The organism is Nocardia sp. NPDC051570, assembly GCF_044454005.1.
Taxonomy (GTDB): Bacteria; Actinomycetota; Actinomycetes; order Mycobacteriales; family Mycobacteriaceae; genus Nocardia.
The window spans coordinates 153,693-173,871 of sequence record NZ_JBITDI010000009.1 but is presented as its reverse complement, the minus strand read 5'-3'; the positions used below and the strand labels follow the sequence as shown (position 1 = coordinate 173,871).

The 20,179-nt window shown below is 67.7% G+C and carries 20 protein-coding genes; 10 read left to right on the top strand and 10 right to left on the bottom strand.

Annotation, left to right across the window (positions count from 1 at the left end; all coding sequences use genetic code 11):
• Window positions 1-173: 173 nt before the first annotated feature.
• Both ACIA76_RS23645 and ACIA76_RS23640 read right to left on the bottom strand, forming a co-directional pair.
• Window positions 174-1,715 (bottom strand): acyl-CoA synthetase, encoded by a 1,542-nt coding sequence (locus ACIA76_RS23645; protein ID WP_397154516.1) that lies wholly within the window; start codon window positions 1,713-1,715, stop codon window positions 174-176.
• A gap of 30 nt (window positions 1,716-1,745) precedes the next feature.
• On the bottom strand, window positions 1,746-2,783 hold the full coding sequence (locus tag ACIA76_RS23640; protein ID WP_397154113.1) for an LLM class F420-dependent oxidoreductase: 1,038 nt from the start codon (window positions 2,781-2,783) through the stop codon (window positions 1,746-1,748).
• Window positions 2,784-2,889: 106 nt separating this feature from the next.
• On the opposite strand from ACIA76_RS23640, the gene ACIA76_RS23635 reads away from it, so the two are divergent.
• From ACIA76_RS23635 to ACIA76_RS23620, 4 genes are all read left to right on the top strand, one after another.
• On the top strand, window positions 2,890-3,852 hold the full coding sequence (locus ACIA76_RS23635; protein ID WP_397154111.1) for a Zn-ribbon domain-containing OB-fold protein: 963 nt from the start codon (window positions 2,890-2,892) through the stop codon (window positions 3,850-3,852).
• Between the two features lie 17 nt (window positions 3,853-3,869).
• Window positions 3,870-4,901: a thiolase domain-containing protein gene (locus ACIA76_RS23630; protein WP_397154109.1), complete on the top strand. Its 1,032-nt coding sequence runs from the start codon at window positions 3,870-3,872 to the stop codon at window positions 4,899-4,901.
• A gap of 61 nt (window positions 4,902-4,962) precedes the next feature.
• Entirely contained in the window at window positions 4,963-6,129 is a 1,167-nt protein-coding gene (locus tag ACIA76_RS23625) for a thiolase domain-containing protein (protein WP_397154108.1), read from the top strand.
• Window positions 6,130-6,236: 107 nt separating this feature from the next.
• Entirely contained in the window at window positions 6,237-6,653 is a 417-nt protein-coding gene (locus ACIA76_RS23620; RefSeq protein ID WP_397154106.1) for a nuclear transport factor 2 family protein, read from the top strand.
• A 61-nt stretch (window positions 6,654-6,714) separates the two neighbouring features.
• Here ACIA76_RS23620 and ACIA76_RS23615 read toward each other — a convergent pair whose 3' ends face one another.
• Window positions 6,715-7,956, bottom strand: a complete 1,242-nt coding sequence (locus ACIA76_RS23615) for a cytochrome P450 (RefSeq protein ID WP_397154104.1) — start codon at window positions 7,954-7,956, stop codon at window positions 6,715-6,717.
• 158 nt (window positions 7,957-8,114) lie between these two features.
• On the opposite strand from ACIA76_RS23615, the gene ACIA76_RS23610 reads away from it, so the two are divergent.
• Window positions 8,115-9,278, top strand: coding sequence for a steroid 3-ketoacyl-CoA thiolase (locus ACIA76_RS23610; RefSeq protein WP_397154102.1), 1,164 nt, complete (start codon window positions 8,115-8,117; stop codon window positions 9,276-9,278).
• 358 nt (window positions 9,279-9,636) lie between these two features.
• Window positions 9,637-10,053, top strand: coding sequence for a helix-turn-helix domain-containing protein (locus tag ACIA76_RS23605; protein ID WP_062508866.1), 417 nt, complete (start codon window positions 9,637-9,639; stop codon window positions 10,051-10,053).
• Between the two features lie 162 nt (window positions 10,054-10,215).
• Here ACIA76_RS23605 and ACIA76_RS23600 read toward each other — a convergent pair whose 3' ends face one another.
• From ACIA76_RS23600 to ACIA76_RS23580, 5 genes are all read right to left on the bottom strand, one after another.
• On the bottom strand, window positions 10,216-11,241 hold the full coding sequence (locus ACIA76_RS23600) for a hypothetical protein (protein WP_397154099.1): 1,026 nt from the start codon (window positions 11,239-11,241) through the stop codon (window positions 10,216-10,218).
• 42 nt (window positions 11,242-11,283) lie between these two features.
• The gene (locus ACIA76_RS23595; RefSeq protein ID WP_397154098.1) at window positions 11,284-11,796 is read right to left on the bottom strand and encodes an ImmA/IrrE family metallo-endopeptidase; all 513 of its coding nucleotides are present in this window, start codon (window positions 11,794-11,796) and stop codon (window positions 11,284-11,286) included.
• Window positions 11,797-11,808: 12 nt separating this feature from the next.
• Window positions 11,809-12,951 (bottom strand): hypothetical protein, encoded by a 1,143-nt coding sequence (locus ACIA76_RS23590; RefSeq protein ID WP_397154096.1) that lies wholly within the window; start codon window positions 12,949-12,951, stop codon window positions 11,809-11,811.
• Window positions 12,952-13,330: 379 nt separating this feature from the next.
• Window positions 13,331-14,239 (bottom strand): SDR family oxidoreductase, encoded by a 909-nt coding sequence (locus ACIA76_RS23585; protein ID WP_397154095.1) that lies wholly within the window; start codon window positions 14,237-14,239, stop codon window positions 13,331-13,333.
• 11 nt (window positions 14,240-14,250) lie between these two features.
• Window positions 14,251-15,045, bottom strand: coding sequence for an SDR family oxidoreductase (locus tag ACIA76_RS23580; RefSeq protein ID WP_397154093.1), 795 nt, complete (start codon window positions 15,043-15,045; stop codon window positions 14,251-14,253).
• Window positions 15,046-15,095: 50 nt separating this feature from the next.
• Between ACIA76_RS23580 and ACIA76_RS23575 the strand changes: the two genes are divergently transcribed.
• Genes ACIA76_RS23575 through ACIA76_RS23560 form a run of 4 tightly spaced genes read left to right on the top strand, consistent with a single transcriptional unit; the run spans window position 15,096 to window position 18,551 of the window.
• Window positions 15,096-15,860: an enoyl-CoA hydratase family protein gene (locus tag ACIA76_RS23575; protein WP_397154091.1), complete on the top strand. Its 765-nt coding sequence runs from the start codon at window positions 15,096-15,098 to the stop codon at window positions 15,858-15,860.
• 2 nt (window positions 15,861-15,862) lie between these two features.
• Entirely contained in the window at window positions 15,863-16,744 is an 882-nt protein-coding gene (locus ACIA76_RS23570; protein ID WP_397154090.1) for a CoA transferase subunit A, read from the top strand.
• Window positions 16,741-17,499 (top strand): CoA-transferase subunit beta, encoded by a 759-nt coding sequence (locus ACIA76_RS23565; protein ID WP_397154088.1) that lies wholly within the window; start codon window positions 16,741-16,743, stop codon window positions 17,497-17,499. The genes ACIA76_RS23570 and ACIA76_RS23565 overlap by 4 nt, the downstream gene beginning before the upstream one ends.
• Window positions 17,496-18,551, top strand: coding sequence for an NAD(P)H-dependent flavin oxidoreductase (locus tag ACIA76_RS23560; RefSeq protein WP_397154087.1), 1,056 nt, complete (start codon window positions 17,496-17,498; stop codon window positions 18,549-18,551). The genes ACIA76_RS23565 and ACIA76_RS23560 overlap by 4 nt, the downstream gene beginning before the upstream one ends.
• Window positions 18,552-18,591: 40 nt before the next feature.
• Here ACIA76_RS23560 and ACIA76_RS23555 read toward each other — a convergent pair whose 3' ends face one another.
• Both ACIA76_RS23555 and ACIA76_RS23550 read right to left on the bottom strand, forming a co-directional pair.
• On the bottom strand, window positions 18,592-19,515 hold the full coding sequence (locus tag ACIA76_RS23555) for an alpha/beta fold hydrolase (protein WP_397154085.1): 924 nt from the start codon (window positions 19,513-19,515) through the stop codon (window positions 18,592-18,594).
• 74 nt (window positions 19,516-19,589) lie between these two features.
• The gene (locus ACIA76_RS23550) at window positions 19,590-20,168 is read right to left on the bottom strand and encodes a TetR/AcrR family transcriptional regulator (RefSeq protein ID WP_397154083.1); all 579 of its coding nucleotides are present in this window, start codon (window positions 20,166-20,168) and stop codon (window positions 19,590-19,592) included.
• Between the last annotated feature and the right edge of the window lie 11 nt (window positions 20,169-20,179).

Below are 20,179 nucleotides of genomic sequence, written 5' to 3'. Positions count from 1 at the left end.
CAAAAATAGAACGCGTTCTCATGGCTGACAAGCCTCAATTCACACCGTTTACGAATCTCAACAGACAAACATAACCGTTGACAGATCCCCGCGTCCCGGAAATGGCGAAAGCATTTGCCGCCGAACGCCGAATGCCCGCCTGGCATGCCAGGCGGGCGAGGGGTTTACCACCCCTATGCGGTCACATACCGCTCACGCAGCTTGCGCTTGTACAGCTTCCCGTTCGGATCGCGCGGCAGCTCGGCCAGATAGTCGATACTGCGCGGCAGCTTGTACTTGGCCAGCCGCGAGGCGGCGAATTCCAGCAGCTCCCGGGTGAGCTCCGCACTGCCCTCGACACCGGGGGCCGGCTGCACGACCGCCTTGACCTCCTGACCCCAATCCGCGTGCGGGATACCGAAAACCGCGACATCGGCGACCTTGGGATGGGTGATCAGCTCGCCCTCGATCTCGGCCGGATAGATGTTCACCCCGCCGGACAGGATCAGATCCGAGCGACGGTCGTGCAGGAACAGGTAGCCGTCGGAGTCCATATGCCCGATATCGCCGACGGTGAACAGGTCACCGACGCGGGAGTCGTCGGTCTTGGCCTTGTCCTTGTGATACTCGAAGCTGGAGCCGCCCATCTTCATGTAGACCTGGCCTGTCTCGCCGGGCGGCAACTCCTGCCCGTCGTCGCCGAGCACCTTGACCACCGAATACGGCCACGCCTTACCGACCGAACCCGGTTTGCGCAGCCACTCCGCGCCGGTGATCATCGTGCCGCCACCCTCGGTCGCCGCGTAGTACTCGGTGACGACCGGGCCCCACCACTCGAGCATCCTGCGCTTGGTCTCCTGCGGGCACGGCGCGGCGCCGTGGATCATGCAGCGCAGCGACGAGACGTCGTATTTCGCCCGCACCTCCCCCGGCAGCGCCAGCAGCCGATGGAATTGGGTAGGCACCACATGACTGTGGGTCACGCGGTACCTGTCGATCAGCCGCAGCATCTCCTCCGGATCCCACTTGTCCATCAGAACGACCGTGTGCCCCAACTGGATCGAGATGGCGGAATGGTTCAGCACCGCGGTGTGATACAGCGGCGAACCGCAGATATGCACATGGTCGTCGAACGGCTTCAGGCCGAACAGGCCGAAGTAGCCGGTCGCCGCCTGCGCGACGACATCCGGATCCGCGCCGGTGAGCTGTCGCCGAACTCCCTTGGGGCGCCCCGTGGTTCCGGAGGTGTAGAGCATCGGCGCGCCGGTGGTACGGATGTCCGGGCGGCCGGTCTCCCCCGCTCCCAACTCCGCCAGCGGACGGAAGCCCTCGATCGATCCCACCGAATACCGGTCCGCGACAGGCACTTTCGCCTCATCCGCGGCGAGCCGGGCGGCCTGGCCGAAGCGCTCGTCGGCGATGAACACCTTGGCCTCGCTGTTATCGAGGATGTAGGCGATCTCCGGAGCGGTCAGATGCCAGTTCACCGCGACGATGTACAACCCCGATTCGAAGGCCGCGAAGTACACCGCCAGCGCCTCGACGCAGTTGTGCACCATCGAGACCAGTACGTCTCCGGGACGTAATCCCTTGGCCTGCAACCCCCTTGCGATGCGATCGGCCTGTCCGGCCAGATCTCCGTAGCTGATCTCCCGCCCCGAGGGATCGACGACCGCGATCCGTTCGGGTGCAGTGGCAGCGATATTCCACAGTCCCAGCTGCTGCGCCGGCTCCATCGAAGTCACCTCTCGAATCTAGAACGCGTTCTACATATGAACAAGGGGGGCGAGCCCGCGCAACTGTTCGGCCGAATGAGCGGATACGAGCAGCATGCCGACCCCCGCCTTCTCCCAGACCCGAAGCTGGGAGCGGACCTGCGCCTCGTCGCCGATGATCGTGGTGTCCAGAATCAGCTCATCCGGCACCGCCGCCGCGGCCTCAGCCTTGCGGCCGGACCGGAACAGCCCGGTGATCTCGTCGACCACGCCGCCGTAGCCCATCCGCCGATACACCTGAGCGTGGAAGTTCAGTTCCTCCGCGCCCATGCCGCCGATATAGAGCGCCAGCACCGGCTTCATTCGATCGAGCTCGCCGCGGGCGTCGTCGGTGATGACGACCTGACAGCTCGCGGCGATCTCGAAGTCTTCCCGCGAACGACGGGCACCCGGCCGGGCGAAGCCCTCGTCGAGCCATTCGTCGTACATGCCCGCCAGCCGCGGCGTGTAGTAGATGGCCAGCCAGCCGTCCGCGATCTCGGCGGTCAGCGCGACATTCTTCGGACCCTCGGCACCCAGCCAGATCGAGATATCGGCACGTCGCGGATGGGTGATCGGCTTGAGCGGCTTACCGAGTCCGGTCGCGCCCGCGCCTCGATACGGCAGCGGATAGTGCGGCCCCGCGCTGGTGACCTTGTCCTCGCGGGCCAGCACCTGCCGGACGATATCGACGTATTCGCGCGTCCGCTGCAACGGCTTGGCGAACGGTTGCCCGTACCAGCCCTCGACCACCTGCGGACCCGAGACGCCCAGGCCGAGTACGGCCCGTCCCGCGCTGAGATGGTCCAGCGTCAGCGCGGCCATCGCGGTCGCGGTGGGTGTGCGCGCCGACATCTGCACCACCGAGGTGCCCAACCGCACCCGCCACGTCGCCGCACCCCACCAGGCCAGCGGGGTGAACGCGTCCGAACCCCAGGATTCGGCGGTGAACACCGCGTCGAACCCGATCTCCTCGGCGGCGGCCACCAATTCCGGCGCGTTCGCCGGTGGCTGCGCGCCCCAATAGCCGAGCTGCAATCCGAATCGCATTACCGGTCTCCCAACGTCCAGTCCCCGGCATTCTCCTCGCCGGGGCGTAGTCTTGCCACCAGAATAAGAACCTGTTCTACTCGATATCGTGACTCAGGGGAACACCATGACCGGCACAATTCCCGATATCCTCGCCGCAGAACTGCGCATGAAGTTCGACTACACCCGCTCGGTCGGGCCGACCATCGGGCGGTTCCTCACCGGCCTGCGAGCCGGGCGCATCGTCGGGGTCCGCGGCTCGGACGGCCGAGTGCTCGTGCCACCGGCCGAATTCGATCCGGGGACCTCCGCGCGGCTCACCGAATTCGTCGACGTCGCCGACGTCGGCACGGTGCAGACCTGGTCGTGGGTGCGAGACTCGTTGCCGGGTCAGCCCTTCGACCGCCCGTTCGCCTGGGCGCTGATCAAGCTCGACGGCGCCGATACCGGCCTGCTGCACGCGGTCGATGTGGCCTCCCCCGACGATATCCACACCGGCCTGCGTGTGCGGGCCCGCTGGGCGGCCGAGCGTACCGGCGCCATCGGTGACATCGCCTGCTTCGAGCCCGGCGAAATCTCCACGGCCCCGGCCGAATCCGAGCCCGGCGAGCCCGTGACCGGCATCGTCACGCCGATCGACCTGCGCTACAAGCACACCGCCGCCCCGCAGGAGACGGTATTCCTGCGGGCCATCGCCGAGGGCCGCCTGCTCGGTGCCCGCGCCGCCGACGGCAAGGTCTACTTCCCGCCGCGCGGGGCCGATCCGCGCACCGGCGAGCCGACCGACGATTACGTCGATCTGGCCGATACCGGCATCGTCACCACGTTCTGCATCGTGAACGTGCCGTTCCAGGGCCAGCGCATCAAGCCGCCGTATGTGGCCGCCTACGTCCTGCTCGACGGCGCGGATATCCCGTTCCTGCATCTGGTGCTCGGCTGCGAACCCAGCGAGGTGCGCATGGGCCTGCGGGTCAAGGCCGCCTGGAAGCCGCGCGCGGAATGGACCTATGACGGCCTGGACAACGTCGCGCACTTCGAACCGACCGGCGAGCCCGACGCCGAATACGAGACCTTCGCGCACCACCTCTAGAGAGGCGCTGAAAGACCTTGAGCGACAACGTAACCGACATCGCGGTGGTGGGCTTCGCGCACGCACCGCATGTGCGAGAGACCTACGGCACCACCAACGGCGTCGAGATGCTCGCCCCCTGTTTCCGAGCGCTGAAGGACCGGCTCGGCATCGGCGTCTCCGATATCGACTTCTGGTGCTCGGGGTCATCGGATTACCTTGCTGGGCGGGCCTTTTCGTTCATCTCGGCGATCGACTCGATCGGCGCGGTGCCGCCGATCAACGAATCGCATGTGGAGATGGACGCGGCCTGGGCACTGTACGAGGCCTGGGTGAAGATCCGCTCCGGACAGGTGCGGACGGCCCTGGTGTACGGATTCGGCAAGCCCTCGGCGGGCACGCTGCGCCAGGTGCTCACCCTGCAGACCGACCCCTATCTGGTCGCACCGCTGTGGCCGGACGCGGTATCCATCGCCGGATTGCAGGCCCGCGCCGGGCTGGACGCCGGGACGTGGACCGAACGCGATCTGGCCGCCGTCACCGCGACCGACGACGCCGACCTCGAAAAGCGCTTGGCCGCACCATATGTGGCCGATCCGCTGCGCGCGCACGATATCGCCCCGATCACCGACGGCGCCGCGGCCATCGTGCTCGCGGCGGGCGACCGGGCCCGCGAACTGTGCGAGAATCCGGCCTGGCTGACCGGCATCGCCCACCGCATCGACACCCCGGTGCTCGGCGCCCGCGATCTGACCATCTCCACCTCCGCCGCCGCGGCCGCGCGCGACGTTATCGGCAGCGGCGCAACGGATTTCGATATCGCCGAGCTGCACGCCCAGTACAGTCACGAACAACTGATCCTGAAGCGGGCCATCGGCCTGGGCGAGAGCACCCGCATCAATCCCTCGGGCGGACCGCTGGCGGGCAACCCCATGTTCGCCGCGGGCTTGGAGCGAATCGGCTTCGCCGCCACCGAGATCATGAACGGCAACGCCCGGCGTGCCCTCGCCCACGCGGCGAGCGGCCCGGCGCTACAGCAGAACCTCGTGGCCACATTGGAGGCGCGATGACAGTCCACAGCGCCGCAGGATCCCGGCCGCGCCGGGACCATCAAGGATTTCTGGAGGCACGATGAGCAACCCCACCGCGGTGCTCGGCACCGGACAAACCCATCACGTGACGAAACGATCCGATGTCTCGATGGCCGGGATGGTCAGGGAGGCAATCGATCGCGCGCTCGCCGATGCCGAGCTCACGATGGCCGATATCGATGCGGTCGTGGTCGGCAAGGCGCCGGACCTGTTCGAGGGCTCCATGATGCCCGAGCTGTTCCTCGCAGATGCGTTGGGCGCCACCGGAAAACCGCTGCTGCGAGTGCATACCGCGGGTTCGGTCGGCGGCTCGACCGGCGTGGTCGCGGCCAATCACGTGCAGGCCGGAGTGCACGGCAGGGTGCTCGCGGTCGCCTGGGAGAAGCAGTCGGAATCCAATGCCATGTGGGCACTGTCGAATCCGGTGCCATTCACCAAACCGGTCGGCGCCGGGGCGGGCGGTTACTTCGCCCCGCATGTGCGCGCCTACATCCGCCGCGCCAACGCGCCGCTGCATATCGGGGCGATGGTCGCGGTGAAGGACCGCCGCAACGGCGCCAAGAATCCGCTGGCCCATCTGCAGCAGGCCGATATCACGATGGAATCGGTGTTGGCCTCCCAAATGCTCTGGGACCCAATCCGTTTCGATGAGACCTGCCCCTCCTCCGACGGCGCGTGCGCGATCGTGCTCGGTGACGAGTCCGCGGCGAAGGCGGTGGAATCCTCAGGCCGGAAGGTCGCATGGGTACACGGCACCGCGATGCGCACCGAACCGCTCGCCTATGCCGGACGCGATCAGGTCAGCCCGCAGGCGGGTCGCGATGCGGCCGCCGCGCTGTGGCGCCAGGCGGGCATCACCCATCCGCTCGAGGAGATCGACGCCGCCGAGATCTATGTTCCCTTCTCGTGGTTCGAGCCGATGTGGCTCGAGAACCTCGGCTTCATGCCCGAGGGCGAGGGTTGGAAGCTCACCGACGCCGGGGAGACCGAGATCGGCGGCAAGCTGCCGATCAATCCGTCCGGCGGCGTGCTGAGCTCCAATCCGATCGGTGCTTCGGGCCTGATCCGCTTCGCCGAGGCCGCCAAACAGGTGATGGGCCGGGCCGGGGCCTATCAGGTGGACGATGCGCGCAAGGCGTTCGGCCACGCGTACGGCGGTGGCTCGCAGTACTTCTCGATGTGGGTGGTCGGCAGCGAACGGCCGTAGTTTCAGTCGGAACCTATTGAGAGAAAGCACAATTCGAATTCGGCAGCAACCTTGGTGCAGAATTCAAGCACATTTGCAAAATCATCAGCAAACTCATCCGAGGCCGCATGACTACCACCACCGATCATCCCGCACGACTGGCCGGCCGCGCTTCCCAAGCCGCGGTGCGCGCCCGTGACAAGCAGGCATGGCTCGACCTGTTCGCGCCCGACGGCATCGTCGAGGACCCTATCGGGCCCTCGGTCTTCGATCCGGAGGGCCGCGGGCACCGCGGGCGCGAGGCCATCGCGGCGTTCTGGGATCGGGCCATCGCACAGACCGAATCCATCGAATTCCTCTTCGAGGACTCCTTCGCCTGCGGTAACGAGGTCGCCTTCACCGGGCGCATCCGCACTCGGCTGGGCGGACGCGTGATCGACGCCGAGGGGGTGTTCACCTACCGGGTCGACGAGGCGGGCCGGATCGCGGCACTGCGGGCGTTCTGGGAGACCGACCGCGCGATGGCGACGATGACCAAGGCCTGAGGCGAAAGACGATGGGCGGGTACCGATTCGGTACCCGCCCATCGCCACGCCTACCCGGTGGTCACCGATAGGACACCGGGAACTCCTTGATCCCGTTCAGCCAGGCCGAATGCAGGCGCCGGGGATCACCGAGCCTGGTGATATCCGGCAGATGATCGGCGATGGCATTGAAGATCAAATCGACCTGCAGGCGAGCCAGATTCGCCCCGACGCAGAAGTGCGCGCCGGTGCCGCCGAATGACAAATGCGGATTCGGATCGCGCAGAATGTCGAATTTGCCCGGGTTCTCGAAGACGTCCTCGTCGAAGTTGGCCGAGCGGTACGACATGATCACTCGCTGGCCCTTGGCGATCCGTACGCCACCGAGTTCGACATCCTCGAGCGCGGTGCGCTGGAACGAGCTCACCGGAGTGGCCCAGCGAATGATCTCGTCGACCGCGGTCGCCGGCCGCTCACGCTTGTAGAGCTCCCATTGGTCCGGATTCTCCAGGAATGCGATCATGCCGTGGCTGGTGGCGTTTCGGGTGGTCTCGTTGCCCGCCACCGCGAGCAGGATCACGAAGAATCCGAACTCCTCCGAGGTCAGCGACTCGCCGTCGATATCGGCGTTGACCAGTTCGGTCACGATGTCCTGGGCCGGAGAAGCCTTGCGCGCCTCGGACATCTGATAGGCGTAGCCGAGGATCTCCATCGACGAGGCCAGCGGGTCGATGTCGGCCATATCGGGATCGTCGTAGCCGGTCATCTCGTTGGACCAGCGGAAGACCTTCATCCGGTCCTCCTGTGGGATGCCGATCAGCTCCGCGATCGCCTGCAGCGGCAGCTCGCAGGCGATCTGGGTGACGAAATCCCCCGAGCCCGCGGCCGCGGCGGCCTCGACGATCGAGCGGGCGCGCGCCGACAGCTCCGCGCGCAGGCCGTTGATCGCGCGCGGGGTGAAACCCTTCGCGATCAGCTTGCGCAGTTTGGTGTGCTCGGGGGCGTCCTTGTTGAGCATTACGAAGCGCTGCATCTCGATGTTCTCGCGCTTGATGTCGTCATTGAACCGCGGGATCGCGGTGTTCTCGAAGCTGGAGAACACATCGCCGCGCCGCGAGACCTCCTTGACGTCCGCATGCTTGGTGACCAGCCAGAAGCCGTCGTCGCGGAAGCCGCCGACCTCCGGCGACTTGGGACTCCACCAGATGGGCGCGGTGCGGCGCAGCTCGGCGAGCTCTTCTACCGGAATCCGCTCCGCCCACAGCGTCGGATCGGTGACGTCGAACCCGTCCGGAAGATTGGGCTCGCTGCGAGTGTGTACCACCAGGTGTCTCCTTCGACAAACTGAAACACGTACCCGAACGCGTGTTGTAACACGTTCTACCTTCATTGCAACATAGGTGGTATCACTAGTAAAGAAGCCGTCTCAGGCAGTCCCAGTACATAGAGAACTTGTTTCATTTTTGGTCGAAAGGATGGACCATGGGCACCCCCGTCATCGTCGAGGCCGCGCGCACCCCGATCGGTAAGCGCGGCGGCTGGCTGGCCGGCCTGCACGCCGCCGAGATCCTCGGGGCCGCCCAGCGCGGTGTCCTCGAGCGCGCCCATCTCGACCCGGCCCTCGTGGAGCAGGTGATCGGCGGCTGCGTGACCCAGGCCGGGGAGCAGTCCAACAACATCACCCGCACGGCCTGGCTGCACTCCGGACTGCCCTGGCAGGTCGGCGCCACCACCATCGACGCGCAGTGCGGTTCGGCGCAGCAGGCCAATCATCTGGTCGCCGGGCTGATCGCGGCCGGTGCGATCGAGGTCGGCATCGCCTGCGGCGTCGAGGCGATGAGCCATGTGCCGCTCGGCGCGAACGTCGGCGAGAACGCCGGACCGCGGCGGCCCGCGAGCTGGGATATCGATCTGCCCAACCAATTCGAGGCGGCCGAGCGAATCGCCAGGCGGCGCGGGATCACCCGCGACGATATCGACGAATTCGGCGCTCGCTCACAGCGTCTGGCCGCCCAGGCGTGGGCCGAGGGCAGGTTCGATCGCGAGGTGCTGACCGTCAACGCGCCACAGGTGGACAAAGAGGGCAAATCGACCGGCGGGACGCTCGACGTCGGCCGCGACCAGGGCCTGCGCGAGACCACGCGGGAGGGGCTGGCCAAGCTGAAGCCGGTACTCGAGGGTGGCATCCATACCGCGGGCACCTCCTCGCAGATCTCCGACGGCGCGGCCGCGGTCCTGCTGATGGACTCCGAGGCGGCCGACCGGGCCGGACTGCCGCCGCGGGCGCGCATCGTCACGCAGTGCCTGGTCGGCTCGGAGCCGGAGTTCCACCTGGACGGACCCGTTCAGGCATGCGCCCGGCTGCTGGAGCGCTCGGGGATGAGCATGTCCGATATCGACCGGTTCGAGATCAATGAGGCATTCGCGGCGGTGCCGCTGTCGTGGGCGTCGGTGCACAAGCCCGATCTGGACCGGGTGAATGTCAACGGCGGCGCGATCGCCCTGGGACATCCGGTCGGGAGCACCGGATCGCGGCTCATCACAACGGCTTTGCACGAACTCGAACGGTCGGATACCTCGATCGCGATGGTCCTCATGTGCGCCGGTGGCGCACTTGCGACCGGCACGATCATCGAACGACTGTAGGACACCGGCCTTTTCGGCCCAAGTTGAACGTTCATCCCCAGAGCCGCAGAACGTGGCGTACGCCACACAAAACACGGTACAGACGGGAAGATGAGACGTCAGCTATCTCACGGTTATCGGCAGCCCGTCGCGCAAGACGCTCGCGACGGGCCAGAACCGCTCTGCGCCAGCGCTTCCCAACAACCGGTGCGGTGGCCCGCAAACGTACCGTCTATCTTCCGTTCCCGAACCGGGCACCTGGAAGCTTCAAGGAAATCACGAATCAGGCGTAGGTTTTCAGTTACTTAGCCGCTAATATCAATGATACGTATCCGAGATAACGACTGTTAGTACAGCGAAGGGAATTGGGCGGCTCACAATGGCTGATTTCGCGGCGCGGCTGAACAAGCTGTTCGAAACCGTGCATCCCCCGGGGCGTAAGCCGCACACCAACGCGGAGGTGGCTGCCGCGTTGACGGCAGCAGGGCATCCGATCTCCAAACCGTACCTCTCGCAGTTGCGGTCGGGACAACGGACAAACCCGTCCGACGAGACGGTGGCGGCACTGGCGAAGTTCTTCAAGGTCAAACCGGACTACTTCTTCAACGACATCTATGCTGCCAAGATCGATCATGACCTGGAGCTGCTGTCGCAGCTGCAGGGCTATGGGCTGCGTCGCCTGTCGAGTAGGGCGTTCGACCTCTCCGAAGAGTCACAGAACCTGCTGACCTCGATGGCCGAGAAGCTGCGAGCAAGCGAGGGTCTGCCCGAGATTCCGCCGGACGGCACGGAATAGGAAGTACCCCAAGGCAACACAGTGCGGCAACTCGGAGCCGCACTGTGTTTGTTTAGGGCTATGGGACCGAAGCGTGGTGTCCGCTTCGGTCCTCTTCCATGCCCGGATGTGACCTACGACTCCATACCGGCCGGTTGGGCGAACCTCCGGCGTCTTGTGATGTCAGCGACTGTGGTGGCTGGCCGTGGGCCGATTACTGTCCGTGTTCTCGAACGCTCGGGCTATGGCCTGGACCCATCCGCGCGGGCTCAGGCCCTCGGGTGGGGCGATCCAGCGCGCGTCCACGATCGCATCGCCGAGGGGATTACGCGCCCAGCGCGCGACCCGGTCGGCCCGCGCGCCGACCGAGGCGGGTGGCGGCCCGGCGGCCGCCAGCTCCACACCGCCGCCGGACTGCAGATATAAGGCGTCCATGATCTGCGCCACCTGATCGGAGGCCTTGAGCTGGGTGGCCGAACCGGTCTGATCGTGCGCCACCACCTCCGGGAAGCGTTTGGTCATCACCCGGTGCAGGACGCGAATCTGCCGCAGCAGCAGGCGGGCTCGCGCCCACAGCTCGATCACGATCCACACCGCGCCGACCGCGATCAGCAGACTGGCCGCCTGCCAGGCCGGCCAGAACCAGCCCGGATCCCCCGGCCGCGCCGCGGCCTGCTCGATGATCAACCGCCGCATCGACAGCACGGCGAGCACGCCGACCAGCATGGTTCCGGAGGTGTAGAGCGCGATACCGCGGCCCAGGGCGGTCCAGTCCAGATTGCGCAGACCGGTCAGCGCGATGAACGCGCAGCCGAGCAGTACCGCGACCCAGCCGAGCGTCGTCGACCAGGCGAGCGTGACGGCCACGACGATCAGACCGGCGGCGTAGATCATCGCGCCGATCTGGCGCAGATTGCGGCGCGAGACCACCGGCCACGCGGCGGCCGCCACCACCGAGGTGGCCACCACGAACAGCAGCCACGCGGCGACCTGCGCCTTATCGGCCAGCGCCTGACCTCGAATCCCATGCGGCATCAGATGATCCAGTGCGACGCCGACCTCGGGAATGGACAGGGTGGCCGCCACCGCGACGGCGGAGACCGCCACCACGATCGCGACCCGAGCGGTCGTGGCCGGCTTGACCAGCACGCGTCCGACGCGCGCACCGGCCGCCACCCAGACCAGTAGGGCAGTCAACCAGAACGTCATGCCGCGTCCCCCTTCACGCTGCCTCCTCCCGGCCCGCCTCGGTCACCCGAGCGCCTCATCGAATCGAAGGACCGAGACGCCTGCGCCCCGGTTGTTGAACACCCGCAGCCTCGTCATCAACATGTTCGCGAAAGTCTCTGCCTCCCACTCACACTGGTCGTCCTCGCCGTCATCGAAGATCTGCTGATGGGCGCGCTGGCTCAGCATGTACGCGATGAGATCGTCGCTGGCCTCCAGGGTGACCTCGGCCGCGGGCTCACCCGGATGGTCGAAGATGATGTGCCCCAACTCGTGTGCGAGCGTGTGCTCACGGCTGGGCAGTGCCGAGGCGATCACGATCACGTCCCGCTCCGGATAGCTGCGCCGCTGGCCGCAGACGCCGGGGCCGAGATGTGCGCTGGCGATCTCGATGGGGCGGCGGCGCTCGGCCGAAATCGCCTGCACCACTTCGTCCAGTGTGGTGGCGTCGAAGTCGGCGGCCACCGCGCAGACCGCGTCGACGGCCGCGGCGACGCGACGATAGGAACGGCTGCTCTGCGCACGGCTCTCGGTCATCTCGTCACCCCCTTATGCCCTCGGCCCGAAGAACTCCGCGCGGGCGGCGTCGATCCGCGCCTGCGCGGCCGAGGCACTCTGGAAGCTGACCGCACCGGATCCGGCCGCCGCCAACGCCATTGCCGCGAGACCACCGGCGACGGCCAACACCTTGATCGGCGGCAGCGGGCTGCTGGCCGAGGTGGGCTGCACGGCCGGGGCGGGCTGCGCGATCACCGGCGGCGGTGGCGGGGGCGGTGGGGGTGGCGGTGCGGGCGGAGCCGGGGGTGGCGGCACGGGCGCGGCGACGGGGGCCGGAACCGGCGGCGCGAGCGCGGGCAGCGCCGGGACCACGGGCGGTGCGGGCACCGGTGGAATGGCCAGCGGCGGCGCGGGTACGACCGGGGGCGGTACCGGAACCGGTTGCAGCAGAAGCAGAAGGAGCAGCGGGGAGAGCACCGCGGCCGAGCCGACGGCCGCCGAACCCACCGCGGCCGAACCGGTCGCGGCCGAACCGACTCCCGCGGAACCCACCGCCGCCGAACCGGTGCCGAACAGCGTCGCCAGCGCGGATCCGGTGGCCGAACCCGTGCCCAGCAGGGTGGCCGAACCGGTGCCGAACAGAATCGTGAGCGCCGAACCCGTCGCCGAGCCGGTGCCCGCGAGCGCGGAACCCGTTGCACCACCGGCCGATCCGACCGCGCCCGAACCGGTGGCCACTCCGGCCGAACCCGCGCCGAGCACCGCCGAACCGGTGGTCGAATCCGCAGAACCCACTGCGGCGGAACCGGTTCCGCCGACGGCCGAACCGACCGCCGCCGAACCCACCGCGGCAGAACCGGTCGCCGCGGAGCCGAGTGCGGCCGAACCGCTACCGAGCAGACCGGCCGAGCCGGGATCGAGGATGGCCGCCAGGCCCGCGAAACCGGCCGCGGGCTTCGATTGCGCCGAACCGGTCTGCCCCGCGACGTCCGCGGGGTCGTGGGCCCTGGTCGAGGTATCGGTGGAGCGGGTGCGGCCCGGAATGGCCAGCGGAGTGCCGTTGTCGGGGCCTCCGATCGCACAGCGGGGGCAGCCGCCGTTGGGCTGCGCCTGTGCCGTGAGGGGGCCGAGCAGGCCGCAACCGGCCACGATCCCGGCTGCTGCCACCACGCGCGCTATGCGACCAAAGGTCATGCGCCAAGCCTTCCCCTCATCCCACCTACAGCGCAGATCTTCTCCCGGCTGCCCTACACCCGAGAGTTTTGACGGATGTCGATCATCATAACTGCCAATTGTTTGCCCGCGCAGAGCAAGTATGTGAGCTGACCCACTTTCACCGCGCAGCGAACATCACACGGCGAAGACGTGCACCGAGCCGCGAACGACGAACGAGGGCGAGCGGACCGCCTGCGCCGGAGCGCATCGACGCGGTTCCGGATCGCTCTCCATTATCGCCGGTCGCACAAGGTTATTCGGTGCCGACGGGCATTCGGATCGCTCGCACTGGCAGCGGATGATCATAGGGGTGCCGAGGGGGCCGCGAGGGGTGCGGCCGATCCGGAGAACCCGGTGATCAGGCCCCGTAGACCGGTTCGGGCGGGGTCGCCTTGGCAATCAGCTCGCGTACCGCCGAACCCAGTTCGGCCGGATCCCAGCGGGCGCCGCGATCGACGGGCACGCCGTGGCGCCACCCGTCGGCCACTGCCACCTTGCCGCCCTCGACCTCGAACATGCGTCCGGTCACCCCGGCCGAATCGGCGCTGCCCAGCCAGACCACCAGCGGGGAGACGTTCTCGGGGGCCATGGCGTCGAAGCCGTCCTCGGGCTCGGCCATCATGTCGGCGAATACGGCCTCGGTCATGCGGGTGCGCGCGGCCGGGGCGATGGCGTTGACCGTGATGCCGTAGCGGGCGAATTCCGCGGCGGCCGTGAGGGTCAGCGCGGCGATCCCGGCCTTGGCGGCGGCGTAGTTGCCCTGCCCGACGCTGCCCTGCAGGCCCGCGCCGGAGCTGGTGTTGATGATCCGGGCATCGACCGCGCGGCCCGCCTTGGCCTCGCCGCGCCAGTATTCGGCGGCATGCCGCATGGTGGCGAAGTGACCCTTGAGGTGCACGCGCACGACCGCGTCCCACTCCTGCTCGCCGAGGTTGACCAGCATCCGGTCCCGGACGATCCCGGCGTTGTTGACCAGCACGTCGAGGCGTCCGAAGGTGTGCACGGCCTGCCCGATCATCCGCTTCGCACCGGCCCAGTCGGCCACATCGTCGCCGTTGACCACGGCGTTGCCGCCCAGTTCCAGGATCTCCTCGACCACCTGCGCGGCCGGCGAACCGCTGCGGCCCGCCCCATCCAATTCCGCGCCCACATCGTTGACCACGACATCGGCCCCGGCGGCGGCGAAGGCCAGCGCATGCGCGCGGCCGATGCCGCGGCCCGCGCCGGTGACGATGACGGTGCGGCCCGCGCAGATCTTCTCAGCCATATCCACTGCTCTCATTTCCGTTGTGCTGCTGGATCGTTGACGGTGGCCGCGGTCAGGAACGCCGGGCGTTCGCCGCCGCCGTGCACCGTCAGCGCGGCGCCGCTGATGTAATCCGCCAGCGGTGAGGCCAGGAATGCCGCGACGCGGCCGATGTCCTCGGGCGTCGCGAGCCGACCGAGCGGGACGGTGTCGGCAACGGCCGCGATGCCCGCCTCGTCGCCGTAGTGCAGGTGGCTGCGCTCGGTGTGCACCAGGCCGACGACGATCGAATTCACCCGCACCCTCGGCGCCCATTCCACGGCCAGCGAGGCCACGAGGTTGTCCAGACCGGCCTTGGCCGCGCCGTAGGCGGCCGTGCCGGGCGAGGGGCGGTGGCCGCTGACGCTCGAGATCATCACGATCGAGCCGCCGCCGGACTGTGACTGCATCACACGATTGGCCGCCTGCGAAACCAGCAGCGGGGCGAGCAGATTGAGTTCCACGATCTTGGCGTGGAAGTTGCGGCTCGCGGTGGCGGCGGGGGCGAAGGGTGCGCCGCCCGCATTGTTGACCACGTGGTCGAGCCGCCCATGCCGGTCGACCACGGCATCGATCAGCGCATCGACGGCCTCGCCGTCGCGGATATCGCAGGGCAGGAATTCGGCGGTGTGGCCCGCACTCTCGATCGGGGCGTCCGCCGGGCGGCGCGCACAGGTGACCACCACTGCCCCGGCATCGAGGAAGATCCGGCTGATTCCGGCCCCCACGCCCCGCACCCCGCCGGTGACCAGAACGACCGCTCCGGAGAGGTCCACTTCGATTGCCACCATGCTAACCTACCAAGCACTTGCTTGTTTGGCCAACGAATGGACATGCGATGGGCATCTACCGTCACACCGAGAGCTCCGGCATCGAGGTCGTCACGATCGACTACCCGCCGGTCAACGCCCTGCCCACCGCCGGCTGGTTCGCACTGGCCGATGCGGTCCGCGCGGCCGGGCGCGATCCGGAGACCAAGGTGGTGGTGCTGCGCGCGGAGCACCGCGGTTTCAACGCGGGCGTGGATATCAAGGAAATCCAACGGGATTCGGGGCACAGCGCGCTGATCGATGCCAATCATGGTTGTTACGAGGCATTTTCGGCGGTCTACGAATGTCAGGTTCCGGTGATCGCGGCGGTGCACGGCTTCTGCCTCGGCGGCGGCATCGGCCTGGTGGGCAATGCCGATGTGATCGTCGCCGCCGAGGACGCCACCTTCGGCCTGCCCGAGGTGGAGCGCGGAGCGCTCGGCGCCGCGACACATCTCGCGCGGCTGGTGCCCCAGCATCTGATGCGAGCGCTGTTCTATACCGCGAGCACCGTGAGCGCACAGCAGCTGCACCACTTCGGCTCGGTGTACAAGGTGGTGCCGCGGGCCGAATTGGATTCGGCCGCACTGGAAGTGGCCAAGAACATCGCCGCCAAGGACGGGCGGGTGATCCGGGCGGCCAAGCGGGCGCTGAACGGGATCGACGTGCAGGACGTGCACCGCAGCTACCGATTCGAACAGGGCTTCACCTTCGAGCTGAATCTGGCGGGCGTCGCGGATGAGATCCGGGCCCGATTCGACACCGATCTCGCGGCGAAGCGGGAGGGGAAGTGACCATGCGGGACAAGCGAATGACGCTCGACGAGGTCGTCGGCGAGCTGCGTAGCGGTATGACGATCGGCATCGGCGGCTGGGGGTCGCGGCGCAAGCCGATGGCGCTGGTGCGGGCGCTGCTGCGTTCGGAGGTCACGGATCTGACCGTGGTCACCTACGGCGGCGCGGATCTGGGGCTGCTGTGCTCGGCGGGCAAGGTACGCAAGGCGTATTACGGATTCGTCTCCCTGGATTCGGCGCCCTTCTACGATCCGTGGTTCGCCAACGCGCGGACCGCGGGCGAGCTGATAGCGCGCGAGATGGACGAGGGCATGGTCAAATGCGGGCTGCAGGCCGCGGCCGCGCGGCTGCCGTTCCTGCCGATCCGCGCCGGGCTGGGATCCGATGTCCCGAACTTCTGGGAGGGCGAGCTGCGCACGGTACGGTCGCCGTATCCGGACGCCGACGGCCGGACCGAGACGCTGATCGCCATGCCCGCACTGACTTTGGACGCCGCGTTCGTCCATCTGGATCTGGGCGATAAGCACGGCAACGCCGCCTACACCGGTGTCGATCCGTATCTCGACGATCTGTTCTGCCTGGCCGCCGAGCGCCGCTATCTGTCGGTGGATCGACTCGTGGAGACCGAAGAACTGGTGAAGTCCGTTGCACCGCAGGCGCTTCTCCTCAATCGCATGATGGTCGACGGTGTGGTCGAGGCGCCCGGCGGCGCGCACTTCACCTTCTCCGGCAGCTACGGCCGCGACGAACGGTTCCAGCGCCACTATGTGTCCGCGGCCGGAGATCCCGAGACCTGGGCCGCGTTCAAGGCCCGCTATCTGGACGTCACCGAGGCCGAATACCAGACGGCCGTGCGCGAATTCGGCGAGGAGCAGGCGAAATGACCGACACCACCACCGCGACCCGCGCCGAGGTCTGCGCGGTCGCCTGCGCCGAGATCTTCCGGGGCGCTGGGGAAATCATGGCGAGCCCCATGTCGCCGATCCCGACCCTCGGGGCGCGGCTGGCCCGGCTGACCTTCGAACCGGATCTGGTCCTGTCCGACGGCGAGGCGCTGTACCTGGCCGAGGTTCCCGCACTGGGCGCGAAAGCGCCTGCGGAGGGCTGGATTCCGTTCGGGAAGGTCTTCGATGTGGTCGCCTCCGGGCGGCGGCATGTCGTCATGGGCGCGAATCAGATCGACCGCTACGGCAACCAGAATCTGTCGGCGTTCGGCACGCTACAGCGGCCCACCCGCCAGATGTTCGGCGTGCGCGGCGCACCGGGTAATACGATCAACCATCCCACCAGCTACTTCGTGCCGCGCCACGGGAAGCGGGTGTTCTGTGAGCGGGTCGATATCGTGAGCGGAATCGGTTACGACAAGGTCGATTCCGAGAATCCGGCCTATCGCTTCCATCATCTGCACCGGGTGGTGAGCAATCTCGGCGTCTTCGACTTCGGCGGACCGGATCACACGCTGCGGGCGCTGTCACTGCATCCGGGCGTCACCGCCGACGAGGTCGCCGAGAACACCTCCTTCGAGATCGCCGGGCTGGCGGCCGCGCAGACCACGCGGTGGCCCACCGAGGAGGAGCTGCGGATCATCCGGACGGTGCTGGACCCCAAGGGGATTCGCGATAAGGAGGTGTCGTCGTGACCCTGCGCACCGCGCTCACCGAACTGGTGGGCATCGAACATCCGATCGTGCAGACCGGCATGGGCTGGGTGGCCGGGCCCCGGCTGGTCGCGGCCACCGCCGAGGCGGGCGGGCTGGGCATTCTGGCCTCGGCCACCATGACCTATCCGGAGCTCGAGGCGGCCATCGCCAAGACCAAGGCGAATACCGATAAGCCGTTCGGCGTGAACATCCGCGCCGATGCCACCGATGCGCCCGAGCGCATCGAACTGCTCATCCGGGAGCGGGTGCGGGTCGCCTCGTTCGCGCTGGCACCGAAGCTGGAGCTCATAGCCCGGCTCAAAGATGCTGGGGTGGTGGTGATTCCGTCGATCGGCGCGGCCCGGCACGCGGTGAAGGTCGCGTCCTGGGGTGCTGATGCGGTAATCGTGCAGGGCGGCGAGGGCGGCGGGCATACCGGTCCGGTGGCCACCACGCTGCTGCTGCCGTCGGTGCTGGACGCGGTCGATATTCCGGTGGTGGCGGCGGGCGGCTTCTTCGACGGCCGCGGCCTCGCCGCCGCCCTGGCCTACGGCGCGGCCGGGGTCGCGATGGGCACCCGGTTCCTGTTGACCCGGGAGAGCACGGTCCCGGCCGCCGTGAAGCAGGAGTATCTGCGCCGCGGCCTGCAGGACACCGTCGTCTCGCTGAAGGTGGACGGCATGCCGCATCGCGTGCTGAATACGGATCTGGTCGACCGCCTGGAACATTCGGGCCGCTGGCGCGGCCTGACCGCCGCGGTCGCCAATGCGGCCCGCTTCAAGGGTATGACCGGCATGACATGGTCCACCATGGTTCGCGACGGCCTGGCGATGCGAAAGGCCAAGGACCTCACCTGGTCTCAGGTCGTCATGGCCGCCAACACCCCCATGCTGCTGCGGGCGGGCCTGGTCGAGGGCAATACCCAGGCCGGGGTGCTGGCGGCCGGACAGGTCACCGGCATCATCGAGGATCTGCCGACCGTCGCCGAACTCGTCGAGCGCATCGTCGCCGACGCGATCGCGCGGATCGACGCGATCGCGGCGCTGCGATAGCTCGGTCCGCCTCTCCCCCATGGGGGAGAGGCGGAGAGCATCACGCGCGGGTGAGGGTGCAGAAGCGAACGAGTGCGTCGACCACGGCCGCCGGACGTTCCTCGGCAATGTAGTGTCCGCTGCCCTCGACCACCACGACCTGCACGTCGGTTCCCCTGTCCGCCATCTGTTCTCGCAATTGCGCATAGGACTCCTCACCGGCGAGGGTGAGGATCGGCAAGGTCACCGGCGCATAGGTCGCGAGGTCCGCGATGTCCTGGCGCATGGTCCGATACCAGCCGTTGCCCGCCCGGATCGCGTCCGGACGGTCGTAGGCGGCGGCGTAGACGCGACGCGCCTGCTCGTCGACCGAGGACTGATCGCGCAGCATATGACCGTAGAGCCAGTCGATGACCAGCCGGAAGCGGTCCGCGAGCAGCTGTTCGGGCAGTTCGTAGAGCTGGTTGAAGGCGAACCACCAGGGGTAACCACCCTTGCCGTGCACCAGGGCCGCCTGCTGCTCGTCGGTGGCCGGGAGCATGGGGATGCGCAGCCACGATTCGACCGGGACGCCGAGATCCATGGTGACCAGTCGGCGCACCGACCGGGGGAAGTTGGCCGCCAAGTGATAGGCCAGCGAGGCGCCGATGTCATGGCCCGCGACGAACGCCGATTCGTGGCCGAGATGCCCGATCAGTTCGTGAATGTCGCGGGCCATCGTCTTCTTGTCATAACCGCTCTCCGGTTTCTGCGATCCGCCCATGCCGCGCAGATCCACGGCGGTCACCCGGAAGTGCCGGGCGAGCGCCGGAAGCACCTTGCGGAACTGCCACCACGTCTGCGGCCACCCGCCCAGCAGGATCAGCGGTTCACCCGCGCCGCCCGTGACATGGTGCAGGCGAACGCCGTTCACGTCGGCGTATCCGCTGACGAAATCGCCGTCCAGGCTGGCCGCCAGTTCGGCATCGGTAGCAACGTCGATCACGCTCATGTCCTTCTTTCTTTAACGTACGGTCCAGAATGTGGGCACGGCAAAGCCGCCGACCGAAGGCGGCGGAATCAGGCGAGAGTAGTGAGCGCCTGTTCGACGGCGTCCTGGAGCAGACGTTCGCGCAGCGAGGTCTTCCCGACCACGCGAATCCCCTGCAGCACCGTCACCAGATATCGTGCGAGCGCGGCCGGATCCCGATCGGCCGACAACTCCCCCTGCGCGCGGGCGCGCAACAGCGCACTGGTCAGCATGGTCTCCAAGAGGTCGAGCCCACCCGCGACCACCCGCACCGCCGCATCATCCCCGGGCAGCTCGACGGCGGTATTCGTCAGCAGACAACCCTTATGATCGCTGTCCGCCAAGGAATCCCGCGCATACCACCGCACGAAGTCCCGCACGCCCTCCAGCGGCGAGTCCGTCCCCGACAGCCGATCGAGCATCCCCTGCCGAGCGTCCTCGGCATACCGCTCGACCGCCTTCAGATACAACTCCCGCTTCCCGCCGAAGGCCCCGTAGAGACTGCCCTTCCCGAGCCCGAGATGCTCGACCAGATCCTGCACGGAAGTGGCCTCATACCCCTTGCGCCAGAACAACTCCATCGCCGCCCGCAACACGACATCCGGATCGAACTCCTTCGCCCTACCCACCACGACAGCCT